Source organism: Streptomyces sp., from assembly GCF_035645055.1.
Taxonomy (GTDB): domain Bacteria; phylum Actinomycetota; class Actinomycetes; order Streptomycetales; family Streptomycetaceae; genus Streptomyces.
Window position 1 is genome coordinate 83247 of the sequence record NZ_DASQNH010000016.1, and the last position, 17637, is coordinate 100883.

Below are 17637 nucleotides of genomic sequence, written 5' to 3' on the forward strand. Positions count from 1 at the left end.
CCGACCGATGCGCGCGCACGGATAGTTATGATCACTAGCGCTGTGTGGGTATGAACCTGCCTGCTGTATGGATTCACACGTTCCCCTGCTCTGTGTCCCCACGTCCCCGGGTCCTTGGAGGTGAGCCGCCGTGGCACTCTCGATTTCGGCGGTGGTGCTGCTGGCGATCATCGTCTTCCTGCTCGTCAAGAAGTCAGGGCTGAAGGCCGGGCATGCGGTGATCTGCATGCTCCTGGGCTTCTACCTCGCCTCCTCGACGGTCGCGCCGACGATCAGCGAGGTGACGTCGAACATCGCGGGGATGATCGGCAGCATCAAGTTCTGACGCCTTTAGGGTGGGTCCCATGACGGACCTGCCCTCCCGGCGTCTGCTGCTGGTGCACGCGCACCCGGACGACGAGTCGATCAACAACGGCGCCACCATGGCCCGGTACGCGGCCGAGGGTGCCCAGGTGACCCTGGTCACCTGCACCCTCGGCGAGCGCGGCGAGGTCATCCCGCCGGCGCTCGCGCATCTCACCGGCGCCGCCCTCGGCGCGCACCGCCTGCGCGAGCTGACCGCCGCCATGGCCGAGCTGGGCGTCACCGACTTCCGCCGGCTCGGCGGCGACGGCCGCTACGCCGACTCCGGGATGATGGGCCTCCCCGACAACGACGACCCGGCCTGCTTCTGGCAGGCGGACGTCGACGAGGCCGCCGGACACCTCCTCCGGGTGATCCGGGAGGTACGCCCCCAGGTCCTCGTCACCTACGACCCCGACGGCGGCTACGGCCACCCCGACCACATCCAGGCCCACCGCGTCGCCATGCGCGCCGTCGAGCTGGCCGCCGAGGCCGGGTGCGCCCCCGCCAAGGTCTACTGGAACCGTGTCCCGCGCACCGCCGGCGAGGCCGCCTTCGCCCGGCTCCATCAGGAGCTGCCCCGGCTGTCCTTCACCAAGGCCGCCGCCCTCGACGACGTCCCCGGCGTGGTCGACGACGAGCGGATCACCACCGAGATCGACGGCGGCGACGCCCACACCGCCGCCAAGACCGCCGCGATGGCCGCGCACGCCACCCAGATCGAGGTCGACGGCGACTTCTTCGTGCTCTCCAATGAACTGGCCCAGCCGGTCTTCCGTACCGAGTACTACGAGTTGGTAGGCGGGGAACGGGCGGCCGGGCGGGAGACCGACCTGTTCGCCGGGATCACCGAGGAGGCGTCATGACGGACCGCGGTTCCCTGCTGGCCCAGCCCCTGACCCGCCCGTCCCCGGGCCGGACGGCCGCCCTTGTGGGGCTCTTCCTGCTCGGTGCGGTGGTCGCCGGCGCCGGCGCCCTGGTGCAGGGCGCCTGGTTCCCCGGCGGGCTGCTGCTCGCCCTCGCGGGCGCCGCCGGGCTGTTCCTCGGCGGGGCGCAGGCCACCGGCGGCCGGGGCGGGGCCCTCGCGCCCGCCGCGGGCTGGCTGGTCGCCGTCGTCCTGCTCACCACCAGCCGCCCCGAGGGCGACTTCGTCTTCGCCGCGGGCACCGGCTCGTATCTCTTCCTGCTCGGCGGCATGGCCGTGGCTGTGATCTGCGCCACCCTTGGTCCGGTACGGCAACCCGGGGGCCCGGCCGTCCGACTTGGCAAGTGACGTACCACTTCGCCGTCCCATGCTCGTGCGAGTCCCGTGTGGGTTTCCCCAGTGGTCATGGGATAAGCGCCGGAAGCGGACAGTATGGTTGTGCGCGCCGCCGAGCCGCCCGAACAAAGTGAGGTCGTACGCGGGCGGCGGAGCCAACCGGGAGAACCTGCCTTGAGTCGTGAAACTGACAGTCCGTCCTCCGGGCCCCACGGGCGCGGCGGAGCCGCATACCCCTCGGGCACGCCGCCGTACGGTACCCCCACGGCTTCCGACGGCGGCGCGGGTGCGGGCCGTTCGGCCGCACCGCCGGAGGAACGCAAGACCGAGACCACGCTGACCACCCGGATCCGGATCAACATCCCCGGGTCGCGGCCCATCCCGCCGGTCGTCGTGCGCAAACCCGTCGGGGACGGCGAGTCCGCCGACGCGCCCGAAGCCGAGGCTCCGGCTCCGGGCGCCGCCACGACCACGGGCACCGTCGAACCTCCCGCCCCCGCCGAACCGGCGCCGCAGGGCGAGGACAAGACCAGCGACTGGTTCGCCCCCCGCAAGTCCGGGGCGCCCAAGGGCGGTCCGGGCGGTGGTCCCGCCAACGGCACCGGCGCGCCCGGCGGTTCGGCACCCGCCGCACCGCCCGCGGCCCCGTCCGGCGGCGCGCGGCCCGCGCCCGGATCCGGACGGCCCGGCGGCGTCGTCGGCGCCATGAGCAAGCCCGGCGGCACCGGCTCCGGGCTGCCCGGCGCCACCGGCGGCCCCGTGGCGCCCGGCCACGGCGGCGGCACCGGCTCCTTCGACGTCACCGAGGCCCTCGCGGCGGGCCCGCTGGGCAACGGCACCCGCCCGACCCCCGGCGAACCGCGCCACGACGACCTGCCGTACGCCCCGGAGAAGGGCCGGACGGGTCCGACGGGCCGGACGGGTCAGACCGGTCAGAGCGGTCAGAGCCCCTACGCGGGTCCCGGCGGCCGCAACGGCCATGGCGGCCCCGCCGGGCCGACCGGCGGCCCCGTCACCGGCGACGGCCCCCTGGCCCCGTCCGCCCCCGGCGCCCTCGCGGGCCCCGGTACGGCACCCGGCACCGCACCCGGCGTTCCGGGCATGACGGGCCCGGGTGGCGGCCTCAGCGACGACACCGCCATCCTCACCCCGCAGAAGCAGGTCCCCGAACCCCCGGCCGGCACCGACTTCCGCACCCCGCCGCACGACAACGTCTCCGGGCACACCGTCACCAGCGGCATCCCGGTCGTCCCCGGCCCCGACCGCGACGCCGGATTCCCGCCGGCCGGCCCCGGCACGGCCCCCTCGGCACCCACGCCCCCGGCGCCGCCCGCGCCCGGCGGCCAGCGCACCCCGGCCGCCGCGCCCCGCAAGAAGAAGGGCCGCAACAAGCTGGTGCTGCTCGGCGGCGGCGTGATCGTCCTCGCCGGTGTCGCCTACGGAGCCGGGCTGCTGATGAACCACTCCGACGTCCCCAAGGGCACCACCGTGCTCGGCGTGGACATCGGCGGGGGCACCCGCGACGACGCCGTGAAGAAGCTGGACGACGCGCTGGGCGACCGGATCGACGACCCGATCAAACTCACCGTCGACGGTGACACCGTCACCCTCAAGCCGGACCAGGCGGGCCTCGCGTTCGACGCCCAGGCCACCGTCCGCGAGGCCGCGACCAGCGACTACAACCCGGTCTCCGTGATCGGCTCGCTCTTCGGCGAGCAGCGGGTCGTCGAGCCCGTCATGCCGGTGGACGAGGAGAAGCTGCACGTCGCGCTCGAGGAGGCGGCGGGCGGTGCCGGCACGGCCACCGACGGCACGATCCGCTTCGAGTCCGGAAAGGCCGTCGCCGTCTACGGCAAGCCGGGCAAGGGCATCGACGCCGACGGCGCCACCGAGGCCGTCGCCGAGGCCTACCGCACCCAGGTGGAGACCGGCACCGCGACGCCGGTCCCGCTGCCGACCACCACCAAGCAGCCGACGGTCTCGAACGCCGAGGTCGACCGGATGATGAAGGAGTTCGCGGAGCCCGCGATGTCCGACATCGTCAGGGTCCAGACCGACGCGGCGCACTCCCTCCCCTTGAGCCCGGAGAACTCCCTCTGGAAGTTTCTCCGCGTCAAGGCGGTCAACGGCAAGCTGGTCGACAGCCCGGACCTGCAAGCCCTCGAGCAGCTCTACGGCAGCACCTTCGACGGCGTCCTCATCACCCGCGGCACCGGAGAGAAGACCCCGGTGACCCCCCAGGACGTCTACGGCGCCCTCCGCACGGCCCTGCTGAGCAAGACCAACCGCACAGCGGTCATCGAAACGAGCTGACACCACGAGAAGAGGCCCCCGACAACGCCGGGGGCCTCTTTTCACGCCGGGCACGGGCGACCGGCTCAGGGGCGCGGGGCCGTATCGGGCTGCGGCTCCGCCGCGGCGGGCGCGACAAGCCACGGACATCCCGCACCCGCGACGCACCGGACGCCCACGGCGAACCGCTAGTTCAGCATCGCCCGAGCAGCCCGAGCCTCCCCCAGCAACCGTTCCCCCGCCCCCGCGTCCACCGCGGACACCACCTCCGCATACGCCTCCAGCTCCTCCGCCCCGGCGACGAACTCCCCCCGCCGCACCAGCAGCCGAGCCCGCTCGTACCGCAACCGCGCCGGATGCGACGGCAGCAGCAGCGACAACTCCACCGCCCACAGCGCGACATCCGACCGCTCCGGCCGCGCGGCGGCCCACGCCCGGATGTTGTTCAGGATCCGCAGCACGACCTCCGCCGGCGCGGCGGGCGTCAGCGCCGAAGGGTCGAGCGGCGCCCCCGTGGCGCCGACCACGAGCAGCTCCGCATCCATCCCGCTCAGCACCCGCCCCCCGTCGAACGGATCCGCGAGCACCCGCTCCCCGGCGCTGCCGAACCCCACGGCGAAGTGCCCGGGCAGCGCGACCCCGTACACCGGTGCCCCGGCCCGCCGCGCCACCTCCATCCACACCACGGACAGCAGGATCGGCAGCCCCCGGCGCCGCCGCAGCACCTCGTGCAGCAGTGACGACTCCAGCCGCCGGTAGTCCCCGGCCGTGCCCCGGAACCCGAGTCGTTCGCCCAGCAGTTCCCGAGTCGCCTCGGCCCACGCGCGCGGCCCTCCGGGCCGGTACGGCAGCAGCCCGGCCAGCCGGTCCAGCTCCATCTGCGCGGCGTCGATGCCCGCATCGTCCAGGGCGGCGTCCCCCGCCGCCGCCAGCAGCAGGCACAGCGCGGACAGGTCGGGCCGCTCGGCCCGCGCCTCCTCGGCGAACCGCAGCCGCAGCGCGGCGGCCCGCTCGGGCGGCGGAGGAAACGGAGGACGCGTCACGACCGGCACCCCTCAGCCCTGCCCGGCACGGGAGCCACCGGAGTCGTCCCCCGCCCCCGGCTCGCGGAAGTGGTGGTACGCGTGGTGCGGGGCGAACCCCAGCTCCCCGTACAGCGCCCGCGCCCCCGCGTTGTCCGTCTCGACCTGGAGCCAGCCGGCCGACGCGCCCTCCTCCAGGGCCCGCCCGGCGAGCGCGGTCATCACCGCGGTGGCCAGCCCCCGCCGCCGGAGCGCCGGATCGACCTCCACGGCGGCGAATCCGGCCCACCGCCCGTCGACCACGCACCGCCCGATCGCGGCGGGCGGCGCCCCCGCCTCCTCACCGGGCACGGCCGCGAACCACACGGACTGTGCTCCTCCCCGCTCGGCCTCGCCCGTGCGGGGGGATCCCCATCCCAGCACCCGCAGGGCGATCTCGCTCAGCCCCTTGCGCTGGTAACGGGCCAGCCACGCCTCGTCGGCCTCGCGGGACAGCCGCACCTGCACGGGCGTGTCCCGGTCCGCGACCGGCGCGAGGGCGCCGATCCACACCTCGGCGGTCACCTCCCGCACCCAGCCGCGCTCGGCCAGCTCCGCGCACAGCAGCTCCTGGGTGCCCTCGGCGCCGGTGGCGGCCTGGATGTACGCGGGCAGGCCGCGCTCGCCGTACCAGCGGCGTACGACGGACAGGGCGTCGTCGAGCGGCAGCCCCGGGTCGCCCAGCGCCAGCACCGAGTTGGCCCGCCGGGTGAACCCTCCGGCGGCCCTCAGCTCCCAGTCGCCCAGCGGTTCGCTCTCCACGGGCCGCCACGCCCGGGCGGAGATCCGCGCGAGTTCCGGATAGGAGGCGGCGGGGCCGCGGCGGCGCGCCGGGGCGGCGGGCACCACTTTGCCCGCGACCAGCGAGGTTTCCGGGATGCGGACGAGTTCGCCGTCCCGCCGTGTGATCAGCAGCACACCGTTGTCCCAGGATGCGAGAACACCCACGGTGTCGGTGAATTTCTTTTGCGTCCCTGTGCTGCCGCTAGGGTTGCCCAAGCGCCGCACGGAGACGCGTTTGCCCACGTCAGCAGCGGTGATACGGACCTCAAGGCGCCCTGCCGCGGAGATTTCCACAGGTCGGTTCACCCCTCCTGTTCGGATCTTGCCCAAGAACGGAGATACTAGGGGCGGGCATCGACGACGCCGCGCTCCCGCGCGCCAGGCGGCGGAGCCTGAGGAGGCCCGCCAGCGCCCTATCGAGGAGGAACGACAGCGTGACCTACGTCATCGCGCAGCCTTGTGTCGACGTCAAGGACAAGGCGTGCATCGAGGAGTGCCCGGTCGACTGCATCTACGAGGGCCAGCGGTCCTTGTACATCCACCCGGACGAATGCGTCGACTGCGGTGCCTGTGAGCCGGTCTGCCCGGTCGAGGCGATCTTCTACGAGGACGACGTGCCGGAGGAGTGGAAGGACTACTACAAGGCGAACGTCGAGTTCTTCGACGAGCTGGGTTCGCCCGGCGGTGCCAGCAAGCTCGGTCTGATCGAGCGCGACCACCCGTTCGTCGCCGGTCTGCCGCCGCAGGGCGAGTAATACCCCGCGTCCGCGTCAGCGGCCCGCAATCCGCGCCGCCTCGGTCCCGTACGGTCTTGATCGCCCCTGATCGCCGTGCGGGACCGAGGCGTTTGCCCAACCGTTGAGAGTGAGCGAACCGTGTCCGCAGTCTCCGACCGCCTGCCCACCTTTCCCTGGGACAAGCTCGCGCCGTACAAGAAGACGGCCGCCGAGCACCCCGACGGCATCGTGGACCTGTCCGTGGGCACGCCCGTCGACCCGGTGCCCGAGCTGATCCAGAAGGCGCTGGTCGCCGCGGCCGACTCGCCGGGCTACCCGACGGTGTGGGGCACGCCGGAGCTGCGGGACGCGATCACCGGCTGGCTGGAGCGCCGCCTCGGCGCCCGCGGCGTCACCCACCGCCACGTGCTGCCGGTCGTCGGCTCCAAGGAACTCGTCGCCTGGCTCCCCACCCAGCTCGGCCTCGGCCCCGGCGACCGGGTCGCCTACCCGCGCCTGGCCTACCCGACCTACGAGGTCGGCGCCCGGCTCGCGCGCGCCGGGTACGAGGTCTACGACGACCCGACCGAGCTGGACCCCGCGGGCCTGAAACTGCTCTGGCTGAACTCGCCGTCCAACCCGACCGGCAAGGTCATCCCGAAGGACGAGCTGACCCGGATCGTGGCCTGGGCCCGCGAGCACGGCGTGCTCCTCGTCTCCGACGAGTGCTACCTCGAACTGGGCTGGGAGGCCGACCCGGTCTCGGTGCTGCACCCGGACGTCAACGGCGGCTCCCACGAGGGCATCGTCGCCGTCCACTCCCTCTCCAAGCGCTCCAACCTGGCGGGCTACCGCGCGGCCTTCATCGCCGGCGACCCGGCCGTCCTGGGCCCCCTGCTGGAGATCCGCAAGCACGGCGGGATGATGACCTCCGCGCCCACCCAGGCGGCCGTCGTGGCCGCCCTGGGTGACGACGAGCACGTGCGCGCGCAGCGCGAGCGGTACGCCGCCCGGCGTACCGCCCTGCGCGGGGCCCTGCTCGGCCACGGCTTGCGCATCGAGCACAGCGAGGCCGGCCTCTACCTGTGGGCCACCCGCGACGAGTCCTGCTGGGACACCGTGGCGCACCTCGCCGAGCGCGGCATCCTCGTCGCGCCGGGCGACTTCTACGGCCCGGCGGGCAACCGGTTCGTGCGAGTGGCGCTGACCGCCACGGACGAGCGGGTGCGGGCCGCGGTGGAGCGGCTGGCGCGGTAGCCGTCCGGCGGGTCGCGGACACGGCGAAGGGGTCCAGGGACGCGCTCCCTGGACCCCTTCGCCTACCGCGGCGCGTCAGCCGAGGGGGAGGCCCTCGGTGGGCAGCTGCTGGGTGGGGAGTCCGCCCTTCGTCAGGGAGTCGGTGGGCAGTCCGCCCTTGCCGGCGGCCTTGGCGGTGTCGCCGACGATGTCTCCGGCGGAACCGGCCACCTCCCCGGCGGCCTTCTGCGCGGCAGGGGTCGCCTTCTTCGCCGCATTGCCGGTGGTCTTGCCGGACTGCTTGACGGTCTTGCCGCCGGTGTCGCCCGCCAGCTCGGTGACGTTCTGGGCGGCGCCGTCGACGGTGCTGCCGGCGTTCGCGCCGTCCAGGGCGGTCAGCCCGCCGAGGTTCGGGGCGGCCGGCAGTTCGGGAGCCGCGGAGGCGGCACCGGCCGCACCGACCACGGAGGCCGCTCCCGCTGCGGTCAGCAGCGCGGCACGGGCGATCCGGCGGGTCAGGGGGAGGGACATGATGCTCCTTCGACGGGAGAAGAACGTAAAGAGAACGTGCGCCGTGACTACCGCTCGACCCCCCGCCGAGGTTGCGCACACCAAACGTAAAGAGTTGGCAATGCGTCGCATTATCGGCTGTGGATAAAAAGGGACAAAGGGCTGCCTGTGCGAAAGTCTGCCGAATCCTTACAGCCCTGCGTCCCCAAGGGATTTTCCGGGGGCTCGGTGACCGCGCGAAAACCCGCGCACACCGTCGCCCGCGCACGGTCGGCATAACCCGTCCGGGTGAGCGTCCGAACTACTGCGCAGTGACGATCCGCACCGCGTCGGCGCCCTCGCCGTTCTTCGCGTCGGCCCCCGCCTCCGACGTGCGCCAGCGGCCCTCCGTGGTGCCGCCCACCCACTCCCGGCCCGCGTACGAGACCCGCTCGATGTGCAGTGCGGAGGCGTTGGCCACCGCCCAGTGGGCCAGCTGCCAGCCCCGCTCGCGCTCGGCCCGCCCGTCCCCGGCGCCCGGCTGCTCCGCGACCGGGACCGTCACGGTCCGCCCGCTCGTCTCGGCGCTCACCGTCGGCCGCGGCGCCGCCTCGGCGCCGACCTCCGCGCCGGTCTCCTCCATCGCGTCCCGGCCGAAGTCCCGCACCAGCGCCGAGCGCACCCCGTCCGGACCGGAGACGCGGGTCGCGTCCGGGCGGCCCTCACAGGTCAGGGTGGCCTCCGCGCGGCCGGTGAGGGCGGCGGCGAGCAGCGTGGCGTCCGGCTCGTGCTTGGCGTACGCCTGCGGGAAGCCGCTGCGCTGCACCCGCTGGGCGGCCACGGTGAGCGGCAGCCGGGTGTAGCCCGGCACCTCGACCAGATGGTCGTAGAACATGCCCGCCGAGTAGATCGGGTCCATGATCTGCCGCTCGGTGCCCCAGCCCTGCGACGGGCGCTGCTGGAACAGGCCGAGCGAGTCGCGGTCGCCGTGGTCGATGTTGCGCAGCGCCGACTCCTGGAGCGCGGTCGCCAGCGCGATCGTCACCGCCCGCTCGGGCAGCCCGCGCGCGGTGCCGACGGCCGTGATCGTCGCCGCGTTCACCGCCTGCTCGGGGGAGAACTCGTACGTCGCCCCGTCGCCCTTGCCGGAGACCACCTTGCAGCCCGGACCGCCGGCCCCGCCGGTGACGTACTGCACCGCGAGGTACCCCGCGACCGCGAGCAGGACCACGAAGGCCGCCCCGCAACGCAGGAGACGGCCGTGACGCTTGGGAGAAGGGGACGGCTCTGGCACGCGTCCAAGGTACTGGAGCTGCCGCGACACCCGGAGCCGGGTGGGCGCCGGGCCCGATGTGCGGCGGCGTTAGGGTCGACGGCATGGCCGATACCCCGCTTGATCTCACGCTGGACGCCGCGCGGCTGACCGCGCGGCTCGTCGACTTCCCCTCGGTGAGCGGCGGTGAGAAGCCGCTCGCGGACGCCGTCGAGACCGCCCTGCGCGCCCTGCCGCACCTCACCGTCGACCGCTTCGGCAACAACGTCGTGGCGCGCACGAACCTGGGCCGGCCGGAGCGCGTGATCCTCGCCGGGCACATCGACACCGTCCCGATCGCGGAGAACGTGCCGTCCCGCCTCGACGAGGACGGCGTGCTGTGGGGCTGCGGCACCTGCGACATGAAGTCGGGCGTGGCCGTCCAGCTGCGGATCGCCGCCACGGTCCCCGCCCCCAACCGCGACCTGACCTTCGTCTTCTACGACAACGAGGAGGTCGCGGCCGACCTCAACGGCCTCAAGCACGTCTGCGAGGCCCGCCCCGAGTGGCTGGAGGGCGACTTCGCGGTGCTCCTGGAGCCGTCCGACGGCCAGGTCGAGGGCGGCTGCCAGGGCACGCTCCGGGTGCTGCTGAAGACCACGGGCGAGCGGGCCCACTCGGCGCGCGGCTGGATGGGCTCCAACGCCATCCACGCGGCGGCGCCGATCCTGGAGCGCCTGGCCGCGTACGAGCCCCGGTGGCCGGTGATCGACGGGCTGGAGTACCGGGAGGGCCTGAACGCGGTCTTCGTCTCGGGCGGGGTCGCCGGGAACGTGATCCCCGACGAGTGCGTGGTGACCGTGAACTTCCGCTACGCGCCCGACCGTACGCCGGAGGAGGCGATCGCCCATGTGCGCGAGGTGTTCGCGGACTGCGGGGTGACGGAGTTCGTGGTCGACGACCACAGCCCCGGCGCGCTGCCCGGCCTCTCCCACCCGGCCGCCGCGGCGTTCATCGAGGCGGTCGGCGGCACCCCGATGCCCAAGTACGGCTGGACGGACGTCTCCCGCTTCTCCGCGCTCGGCATCCCGGCGGTCAACTACGGCCCCGGCAACCCGCACTTGGCACACAAGCGGGACGAGCGGGTAGAGACAACGAAGATCCTCGCGGCGGAGGAGCGGCTGCGCTCCTGGCTGACGGCCTGAGCGCGCCCCGCGCTCCGTGGGCCGGGCGCTTCGTGGCGGACACGCGCGCGTCCCCCCTCCGTAACCCGCGTAGATCTACGCTGAGACCGAAAGACATGGCAACCGGAGGGAGCGCACATGGCTACCGGCAACCCTGAGGGCAGCAAGCAGCCGCCGGAGGAGCAGCGCCTCGGACCGGTCCTCCGGAGGCGGGACCAGGTGCAGACGAGCACCACGGACCAGCGGCTGCTGGACGAGCGCGCTCCGTCCGACTGGGTGCACACCGACCCCTGGCGGGTGCTGCGCATCCAGTCGGAGTTCATCGAGGGCTTCGGCACCCTCGCCGAACTCCCGCCCGCGATCAGCGTCTTCGGCTCGGCGCGGACACCGGCGGACTCGCCCGAGTACGAGGCGGGGGTGCGGCTGGGCCGGGGCCTGGTCGAGGCCGGGTTCGCCGTCATCACCGGCGGCGGGCCGGGCGCGATGGAGGCCGCCAACAAGGGCGCCTGCGAGGCGGGCGGGATCTCGGTCGGCCTCGGCATCGAGCTGCCCTTCGAGCAGGGGCTCAACCCGTACGTCGACATCGGCCTTAACTTCCGCTACTTCTTCGTGCGGAAGATGATGTTCGTGAAGTACGCGCAGGGGTTCGTGGTCCTTCCCGGCGGCCTCGGCACGCTCGACGAACTCTTCGAGGCGCTGACCCTCGTCCAGACCCAGAAGGTCACCCAGTTCCCGATCGTGCTGTTCGGCACCGAGTACTGGGGCGGCCTCGTCGACTGGCTGAGGAACACGCTGATCGCCGAGGGCAAGGCCGCGGAGAAGGACCTCACCCTCTTCCACCTCACCGACGACGTGGACGAGGCGGTCGCCCTCGTCTCGAAGGAGGCGGGCCGCTAGCCTCCCGCCCCGCCCGGCCTGGTGTCACGCCAGGCCGCGGCGGGCCACCGCCGGCGGGCGACGGCCGGCGATCGACGCGACCATGTCCAGCACCTGACGGGTCTCGGCGACCTCGTGGACGCGGTACACCTGGGCGCCCAGCCACGCCGACACCGCGGTCGTCGCGAGCGTGCCGATCACCCGCTCCTTGACCGGGCGGTCCAGCGTCTCCCCGACGAAGTCCTTGTTGGACAGCGACACCAGCACCGGCCACCCGGTCTCCACCATCTCGCCGAGCCGCCGGGTCGCCTCCAGGCTGTGCCGGGTGTTCTTGCCGAAGTCGTGCCCGGGGTCGATCAGCACCGACTCCCTCGGCACCCCCAGCGCCACCGCCCGCTCGGCCAGCCCCACGGTCACCCGCAGGATGTCGGCCATGACGTCGTCGTACGTCACCCGGTGCGGGCGGGTCCGGGGCTCCGCGCCGCCCGCGTGGGTGCACACCAGGCCCACCCCGTGGCGGGCCGCGACCTCCGCGAGGCGGGGGTCCACCCCGCCCCACGCGTCGTTCAGCAGATCCGCGCCCGCCTCGCAGACGGCCTCGCCGACCTCGGCCCGCCAGGTGTCCACGCTGATCACGACGTCGGGGAAGCGCCGCCGCACCTCGGCCACGAACCCGACCGTGCGCCGCGCCTCCTCCTCGGCGGTGACCTCTTCGCCCGGCCCGGCCTTGACCCCGCCGATGTCGATGATCGCGGCGCCCTCGGCGACGGCCTGCTCCACCCGGGCGAGGGCGGGCTCGTCGCGGAACGTCGCCCCCTGGTCGTAGAAGGAGTCCGGGGTCCGGTTCACGATCGCCATGATCACCGGCTCGTGCGCGTCGAATTCACGCCTGCCCAGCCTGAGCATCCCCTGTGACCTCTCCTTGCGCGTCGTACGGCCAGTCGGCTTTTCGGCCGCCTGCGACCTTAGCTGTCAGACTCGCATGGCACGATCGGACCCTGACACGTCCGACCCGACTCACCCGACCGTGGGGGCCACAGCGATGGTGATGTTTCTGTTCCTGGTCGTCGCGCTCGCCGTGGTCGTCGCCGCGGTGACCCTCGCCGTGGTCGGCGGCGGCGAGCAGGCGCCCCTGCCGGAGGCGGCGCCCGAGCGGCTGTACGACCCGCTGCCGCCGGACCGGCCGGTCAACCGCGCGGATGTCGACGCCCTGCGCTTCCCGCTCGCCGCCCGCGGCTACCGGATGAGCGACGTCGACGACGCCCTGAACCGCCTCGCCGCCGAACTCGCCGAACGCGACGCCCGGATCGCCGACCTGGAGTCCGCCCTGACCGGCGCGCGCACCGCCGCCGGCCGCGCCCCCATGGACCGGCCGAACCGGCCGAACCGGCCGAACCGGCCGGAGCAGCCGGAGCAGCCGGAGCAGCCGGGACAGGGCGCCGAGCAGTGACCGACGGCACGCCCCTGCCCGGCCCGGACGGCGCGCCCCGCTGCCCCTGGGCGCTCTCCGCCCCCGACTACCTCGCCTACCACGACCAGGAGTGGGGCCGCCCGGTCCACGGCGACGACGCGCTCTTCGAACGCCTCTGCCTGGAGGCCTTCCAGTCCGGACTGTCCTGGATCACCATCCTGCGCCGCCGCCCGGGCTTCCGCACCGCCTTCGCCGGCTTCCGGATCGCCGAGGTCGCCACCTTCACCGACGCCGACCGCGAGCGCCTGCTCGCCGACCCCGGCATCATCCGCAACCGCGCCAAGATCGACGCCACGCTCGCCAACGCGCGCGTACTGGCCGACTGGGCCCCCGGCGAGCTGGACGAGCTGATCTGGTCCCACGCCCCGGACCGGTCCGCCCGCCCGGTCCCCAAGGTCCTCGCCGACGTCCCGGCGATCACCCCGGAGTCGACGGCCCTGTCCAAGGCGCTGAAGAAGCGGGGCCTGCGCTTCGTCGGCCCCACGACGGCGTACGCCCTGATGCAGGCGTGCGGTCTGGTCGACGATCACTTGGAGACCTGCGTCGCCAGAAGCGCGCCCTGACCTCTCCGGGCTCACCGGCCCAGATACCTGGGCTTCTCCTTGTTCACGAAAGCCCGCACCGCGATCGCGTGGTCCTCGGAGGACCCGGCCCGCCGCTGGAGCTCGTCCTCCTTCTCCAGCGCCTCCTCGAAGGTGTGCGTGAGCGCGTACGCCATGGACTCCTTCAGCGCCGCGTAGGCCACCGTCGGACCCTCGGCCAGCTCGCGGGCCACCTTCTCCGCCTCGGCGCGCAGCTCGGCGGCCGGCACCACCCGGTTGGCGATGCCGAGCTCGTACGCCTCCTGCGCCTTCACGCTGCGCGGGAAGAGCAGCAGGTCGGCGGCGCGGCCGGCGCCGATGAGCCGAGGCAGGGTCCAGGAGATGCCGGAGTCCGCGGTGAGCGCGATCCCCGCGAACGCGGTGGTGAAGGACGCGGTGTCCGCCACCACCCGGTAGTCGGCGGCGAGCGCGAACCCGAAACCGGCCCCGGCCGCGACCCCGTTCACGCCCGCGATTACCGGCTTGCGCATACCGGCCAGTGCCCGCGCGATCGGGTTGTAGTGCTCCCGCACGGTGCTCATGGTCCGTCCGTCGCCCGTCTCCCGGTCGGCGGCGAGCAGGCCGATGTGCTCCTTGAGGTCCTGGCCCACACAGAACGCCCGGTCCCCGGCGGCGGTCAGCAGCACCGCGCGGACGGCGTCGTCGGCCGCCGCCGACCGCACCGCTTCCCGGAGGGCGACCTTGGTCGCGATGTTCAGCGCGTTCATCGCCTCGGGGCGGTTCAGCGTGATCGTCGCGAGCCCGTCGGTCACCTCGTAGAGCACGGTGTCGGCCATGGCGTATCCCCTCCGGTACGGATCCTGTGTCCGGGTCCTGTGTCGGGTCCCGTGTACGAAGGACAGCATGGCGGAGATCACCGGCGACGTCCGTGTGACCTCCGTCAAAGAAAGCGGGCCGGTTTCCGCTCGGCGTGGGGACGCGCGGTCGCGCAGTATCGCAGTCACATCGCCGAATTGAGTGGTTTTGCTCGCGCGCGTTGCCCAAGCGATGCGGACCGATGTTGGTCATCGGGTCGTGAGATGCGGGATAATGGCCTGGAAGCAATGTGTTCGATGCCGGTGTCGCGTGTCCCACTCACGGACCGCGTGCCCCCCAGTGGGCCGTCGGCTTTGACGATGAGCTGGTTTCAGGAAGGGGAACGAGCATGGCGGCCATGAAGCCGCGAACGGGTGACGGCCCGCTCGAGGTGACCAAGGAGGGGCGGGGCATCGTCATGCGCGTTCCGCTCGAAGGCGGCGGTCGGCTCGTCGTCGAGCTGACCCCGGACGAGGCCGACGCGCTCGGCGACGCCCTCAAGAAGGTCGTGGGCTGAACGCGCGCAAGCGACCACACCCTTTCGGCCGCCCCGGCACCCACACGGTGCCGGGGCGGCTGTGTGTCCAGGTTCTGACCTGCGGTTTCGGCGCTACGGGCGCCCGGACTCGCGCTTGACCGCGCACAGGAGCCCGTCCCCCACCGGCAGCAGCGACGGCACCAGTTCCTGGCTCTCGCGCACCCCGCGCAGCAGCTCGCGCAGCCGCACCACCTCGGTGGGCTGCGGTCCCGAGTCCACCGTGCGGCCGTGCGCGAAGACGCCCTCGAAGACCACCAGGCCCCCCGGTCGGAGCAGGCGCAACGATTCAGCGAGGTAGTCCAGCACCTCCAACCGGTCACCGTCGCAGAAGACGAGGTCGTAGCCCGCGTCCGCCAGCCGGGGCAGCACCTCCAGCGCCCGGCCGGGGATGAACCGGGCCCGGTTGCTGGCGAACCCGGAGGCGCGGAACGCCTGCCGGGCGGACTGCTGGTGCTCCGGCTCGGGGTCCACGGTGGTCAGCACACCGTCGGGGCGCATGCCGTGCAGCAGATGGATCCCGGAGACGCCGGTGCCGGTGCCGATCTCCGCGACCGCCTTGGCGTCCACGGAGGCGGCCAGCATCCGCAGCGCGGCGCCCGTACCGGGCGACACCGGGCGCAGCCCCGCCTCACGCGCCCGGTCGCGGGCCCAGTGCAGCGCTTCGTCCTCGGCGACATAGGCGTCGGCGAACGCCCAGCTCGTCTGCCGGTTGCCGGTAATGACCCTCTCCTGTCCCCACGGTTGCCTCGGCGTGACTGTATCCGTTGGCGCCGGGAACCCGCAGATGGGACCAGGCGTTTAGAGAGGTGGGAGACGACAGCGGGGGACACAGTTGGATCACGATGACGAGCGGGGCGCCGAGCAAGTGCTGACGCAGCCGTATGAGCCGTGGCAGCCCAGATCAAATTCTCGCAAAACCGCTTATCCGGAGCTAACGGACGAGGTGGCTATGGTAGGGGCTCCACTGGACACCACCAGAGCCGACAGGGGAGGTGCGGCCGCACCTGTGGACCGGGGAGGAGTGCTGCGGCGCTTCCTCGAGTCGGCGGGCAGGCCGAAATCCGTGAACGACACCGCTGACCACAGCCACGCCGACGGCTATGCCCAGACCGCGACCTTCTCCACCGACGCGGACGGGCAGGCGTGGACTCCGCCCACCTGGGAGGAGATCGTCAGCACGCACAGTGGCCGCGTCTACCGCCTGGCGTACCGTCTCACCGGCAACCAGCACGACGCCGAGGACCTGACCCAGGAAGTCTTCGTCCGGGTCTTCCGCTCCCTGTCGACGTACACCCCGGGCACGTTCGAGGGCTGGCTGCACCGCATCACCACCAACCTCTTCCTGGACATGGTCCGCCGCAAGCAGCGCATCCGGTTCGACGCCCTCGGCGAGGACGCGGCCGAGCGCCTGCCGAGCCGCGAGCCGTCCCCGCAGCAGGTCCTCAACGACGCGCACTTCGACGCCGACGTCCAGCAGGCCCTCGACACCCTGGCGCCCGAGTTCCGCGCCGCGGTCGTCCTCTGCGACATCGAAGGGCTGTCGTACGAGGAGATCGCCGCGACCCTCGGCGTGAAGCTCGGCACCGTCCGCTCCCGGATCCACCGCGGCCGCTCCCAGCTGCGCAAGGCCCTCGCGCACCGCTCGCCGGAGGCCCGCGCCGAGCGCCGTTCCTTCCTCGCCCGTGTTCCCGCCCTGGGCGGAGGGGGCGCGTCCGCGTGAGTGGATCACGGCCGAAACCTGCGGAGGGACACCTCGCAGAGCAGCACCTGGGAGACCGGCTCGCCGCCCTCGTCGACGGAGAGCTCGGTCATGACGCGCGCGAGCGCGTACTGGCACATGTGGCGACCTGCCCCAAGTGCAAAACGGAGGTCGACGCCCAGCGCCGGCTGAAGAACGTGTTCGCGGAAGCGGCCCCGCCGCCGCCCTCCGAGAGCTTCCTGGCCCGGCTCCAGGGACTCCCCGGGGGAGGCGACCCGGACGGCGGCGACCCGCCGCTCGGCGGGGCCGGACCGGCCGGCACCTTCTCCGCACGGCCCGGCGCCGGGGGCGTCTTCGGGCTGAGACGGGGCGGCGAGCGCTTCCAGTTCGACTACGTCCCGGCCCGCCCGCACACCTCCGTCCCGCCGGTCGCCGCACAGCGCGGCTTCCGCGTCCACGACGTCACCCACTCCGACGGCGAGCGGGCCTCGCGCGGGCGCCGGTTCGCGTTCGTCGCCGCCGGGGCGGTGTCGCTGGCCGCCATCGCGCTGGGCGGTGTCACCATCGGCGCCCCCGGCGACCCCGAGGCGCGAGGCGGCGCCGGCAGCAATGTGACGCCGCTGCGCTCCCCGGGCGCGGGCACCAGCCCGGCACCGGAGAACCAGCGGCGGCGCACGGTCGGCCCCCTGCTGGCGCAGGGCCTGGGCGGACGGGTGCTGGGCGAGACCCCGGCGGCCCCGACACAGCTCTCGGCACCGCTGCTGCCCGGGGTGACGGTCCCCGTCGCCGGACAGCAGCACGGCTCCGTACATCCGCTCACCGCACCCGTGGTGGCCGGCGCGGCGGCCATGTCCCCGTTGATACGCCCGCTGGGCGCGCCCCCGCCGATCAGCCTGACCGCCTGGTCCATGGCACCCGAGGCCGGCCCCCCCGGCCTGCTCGCCGCGTCTCCCCGCCCCGACCCGGGCGGTACCCACCCCGCTCGCTGACCGGTCTCTGCGGATCGGCTCGCGAACCTGGTTGAATCCCGGGGAGGACCC

General features: G+C 73.4%; 20 protein-coding genes. 13 read left to right on the plus strand and 7 right to left on the minus strand.

Features of this window, described 5'->3' with window-relative positions; genetic code table 11:
* The first annotated feature begins 130 nt into the window (after positions 1–130).
* From VE614_RS04485 to VE614_RS04500, 4 genes are all read left to right on the plus strand, one after another.
* On the plus strand, positions 131–325 hold the full coding sequence (locus VE614_RS04485) for a hypothetical protein (RefSeq protein WP_324932312.1): 195 nt from the start codon (positions 131–133) through the stop codon (positions 323–325).
* Between the two features lie 19 nt (positions 326–344).
* Entirely contained in the window at positions 345–1208 is an 864-nt protein-coding gene (gene mshB, locus VE614_RS04490) for an N-acetyl-1-D-myo-inositol-2-amino-2-deoxy-alpha-D-glucopyranoside deacetylase (protein WP_324932316.1), read from the plus strand.
* Positions 1205–1615 (plus strand): DUF6113 family protein, encoded by a 411-nt coding sequence (locus VE614_RS04495; RefSeq protein WP_324932319.1) that lies wholly within the window; start codon positions 1205–1207, stop codon positions 1613–1615. The genes mshB and VE614_RS04495 overlap by 4 nt, the downstream gene beginning before the upstream one ends.
* A gap of 162 nt (positions 1616–1777) precedes the next feature.
* Complete coding sequence (locus VE614_RS04500) at positions 1778–3916, plus strand: hypothetical protein (protein WP_324932322.1); 2139 nt, start codon at positions 1778–1780, stop codon at positions 3914–3916.
* A 167-nt stretch (positions 3917–4083) separates the two neighbouring features.
* Here the strand turns inward: VE614_RS04500 and VE614_RS04505 are convergent, their stop codons facing one another.
* Both VE614_RS04505 and VE614_RS04510 read right to left on the minus strand, forming a co-directional pair.
* Positions 4084–4938 carry a transglutaminase-like domain-containing protein gene (locus tag VE614_RS04505; protein ID WP_324932325.1) on the minus strand — a complete coding sequence of 285 codons (855 nt, stop codon included), beginning with the start codon at positions 4936–4938 and terminating at the stop codon, positions 4084–4086.
* Positions 4939–4950: 12 nt separating this feature from the next.
* Positions 4951–6033 (minus strand): GNAT family N-acetyltransferase, encoded by a 1083-nt coding sequence (locus VE614_RS04510; protein WP_324932445.1) that lies wholly within the window; start codon positions 6031–6033, stop codon positions 4951–4953.
* 140 nt (positions 6034–6173) lie between these two features.
* On the opposite strand from VE614_RS04510, the gene fdxA reads away from it, so the two are divergent.
* Positions 6174–6494: a ferredoxin gene (gene fdxA / locus VE614_RS04515; RefSeq protein ID WP_043503874.1), complete on the plus strand. Its 321-nt coding sequence runs from the start codon at positions 6174–6176 to the stop codon at positions 6492–6494.
* A 120-nt stretch (positions 6495–6614) separates the two neighbouring features.
* Entirely contained in the window at positions 6615–7712 is a 1098-nt protein-coding gene (locus tag VE614_RS04520; protein WP_324932329.1) for a bifunctional succinyldiaminopimelate transaminase/glutamate-prephenate aminotransferase, read from the plus strand.
* 75 nt (positions 7713–7787) lie between these two features.
* Here the strand turns inward: VE614_RS04520 and VE614_RS04525 are convergent, their stop codons facing one another.
* Positions 7788–8222, minus strand: a complete 435-nt coding sequence (locus VE614_RS04525; protein ID WP_324932331.1) for an ATP-binding protein — start codon at positions 8220–8222, stop codon at positions 7788–7790.
* A gap of 280 nt (positions 8223–8502) precedes the next feature.
* Positions 8503–9474 carry a heavy metal transporter gene (locus VE614_RS04530; RefSeq protein WP_324932334.1) on the minus strand — a complete coding sequence of 324 codons (972 nt, stop codon included), beginning with the start codon at positions 9472–9474 and terminating at the stop codon, positions 8503–8505.
* A gap of 83 nt (positions 9475–9557) precedes the next feature.
* Between VE614_RS04530 and dapE the strand changes: the two genes are divergently transcribed.
* Both dapE and VE614_RS04540 read left to right on the plus strand, forming a co-directional pair.
* On the plus strand, positions 9558–10637 hold the full coding sequence (gene dapE, locus VE614_RS04535; protein ID WP_324932337.1) for a succinyl-diaminopimelate desuccinylase: 1080 nt from the start codon (positions 9558–9560) through the stop codon (positions 10635–10637).
* Positions 10638–10754: 117 nt separating this feature from the next.
* Positions 10755–11513 carry a TIGR00730 family Rossman fold protein gene (locus VE614_RS04540; RefSeq protein ID WP_324932340.1) on the plus strand — a complete coding sequence of 253 codons (759 nt, stop codon included), beginning with the start codon at positions 10755–10757 and terminating at the stop codon, positions 11511–11513.
* Between the two features lie 24 nt (positions 11514–11537).
* On the opposite strand, the gene folP is transcribed toward VE614_RS04540, so the two are convergent.
* Positions 11538–12398 (minus strand): dihydropteroate synthase, encoded by an 861-nt coding sequence (folP, locus tag VE614_RS04545; RefSeq protein WP_324932343.1) that lies wholly within the window; start codon positions 12396–12398, stop codon positions 11538–11540.
* Between the two features lie 136 nt (positions 12399–12534).
* On the opposite strand from folP, the gene VE614_RS04550 reads away from it, so the two are divergent.
* Positions 12535–12942: a DivIVA domain-containing protein gene (locus VE614_RS04550; RefSeq protein ID WP_324932346.1), complete on the plus strand. Its 408-nt coding sequence runs from the start codon at positions 12535–12537 to the stop codon at positions 12940–12942.
* Positions 12939–13526 carry a DNA-3-methyladenine glycosylase I gene (locus VE614_RS04555; RefSeq protein WP_324932349.1) on the plus strand — a complete coding sequence of 196 codons (588 nt, stop codon included), beginning with the start codon at positions 12939–12941 and terminating at the stop codon, positions 13524–13526. The genes VE614_RS04550 and VE614_RS04555 overlap by 4 nt, the downstream gene beginning before the upstream one ends.
* An 11-nt stretch (positions 13527–13537) precedes the next feature.
* Here the strand turns inward: VE614_RS04555 and VE614_RS04560 are convergent, their stop codons facing one another.
* Positions 13538–14341, minus strand: a complete 804-nt coding sequence (locus VE614_RS04560; RefSeq protein ID WP_324932352.1) for an enoyl-CoA hydratase/isomerase family protein — start codon at positions 14339–14341, stop codon at positions 13538–13540.
* A 368-nt stretch (positions 14342–14709) separates the two neighbouring features.
* Here VE614_RS04560 and VE614_RS04565 point away from each other — a divergent pair, with 368 nt between their 5' ends.
* Complete coding sequence (locus VE614_RS04565; RefSeq protein ID WP_003966491.1) at positions 14710–14877, plus strand: DUF3117 domain-containing protein; 168 nt, start codon at positions 14710–14712, stop codon at positions 14875–14877.
* Positions 14878–14970: 93 nt separating this feature from the next.
* Here the strand turns inward: VE614_RS04565 and VE614_RS04570 are convergent, their stop codons facing one another.
* Complete coding sequence (locus VE614_RS04570) at positions 14971–15684, minus strand: O-methyltransferase (RefSeq protein ID WP_324932448.1); 714 nt, start codon at positions 15682–15684, stop codon at positions 14971–14973.
* A gap of 235 nt (positions 15685–15919) precedes the next feature.
* On the opposite strand from VE614_RS04570, the gene sigE reads away from it, so the two are divergent.
* Both sigE and VE614_RS04580 read left to right on the plus strand, forming a co-directional pair.
* A complete protein-coding gene (gene sigE / locus VE614_RS04575) occupies positions 15920–16618 on the plus strand; it encodes an RNA polymerase sigma factor SigE (RefSeq protein WP_324932451.1) in 699 nt (232 codons plus the stop codon).
* Entirely contained in the window at positions 16615–17586 is a 972-nt protein-coding gene (locus VE614_RS04580) for an anti-sigma factor family protein (RefSeq protein WP_324932356.1), read from the plus strand. The genes sigE and VE614_RS04580 overlap by 4 nt, the downstream gene beginning before the upstream one ends.
* Positions 17587–17637: the final 51 nt, after the last annotated feature.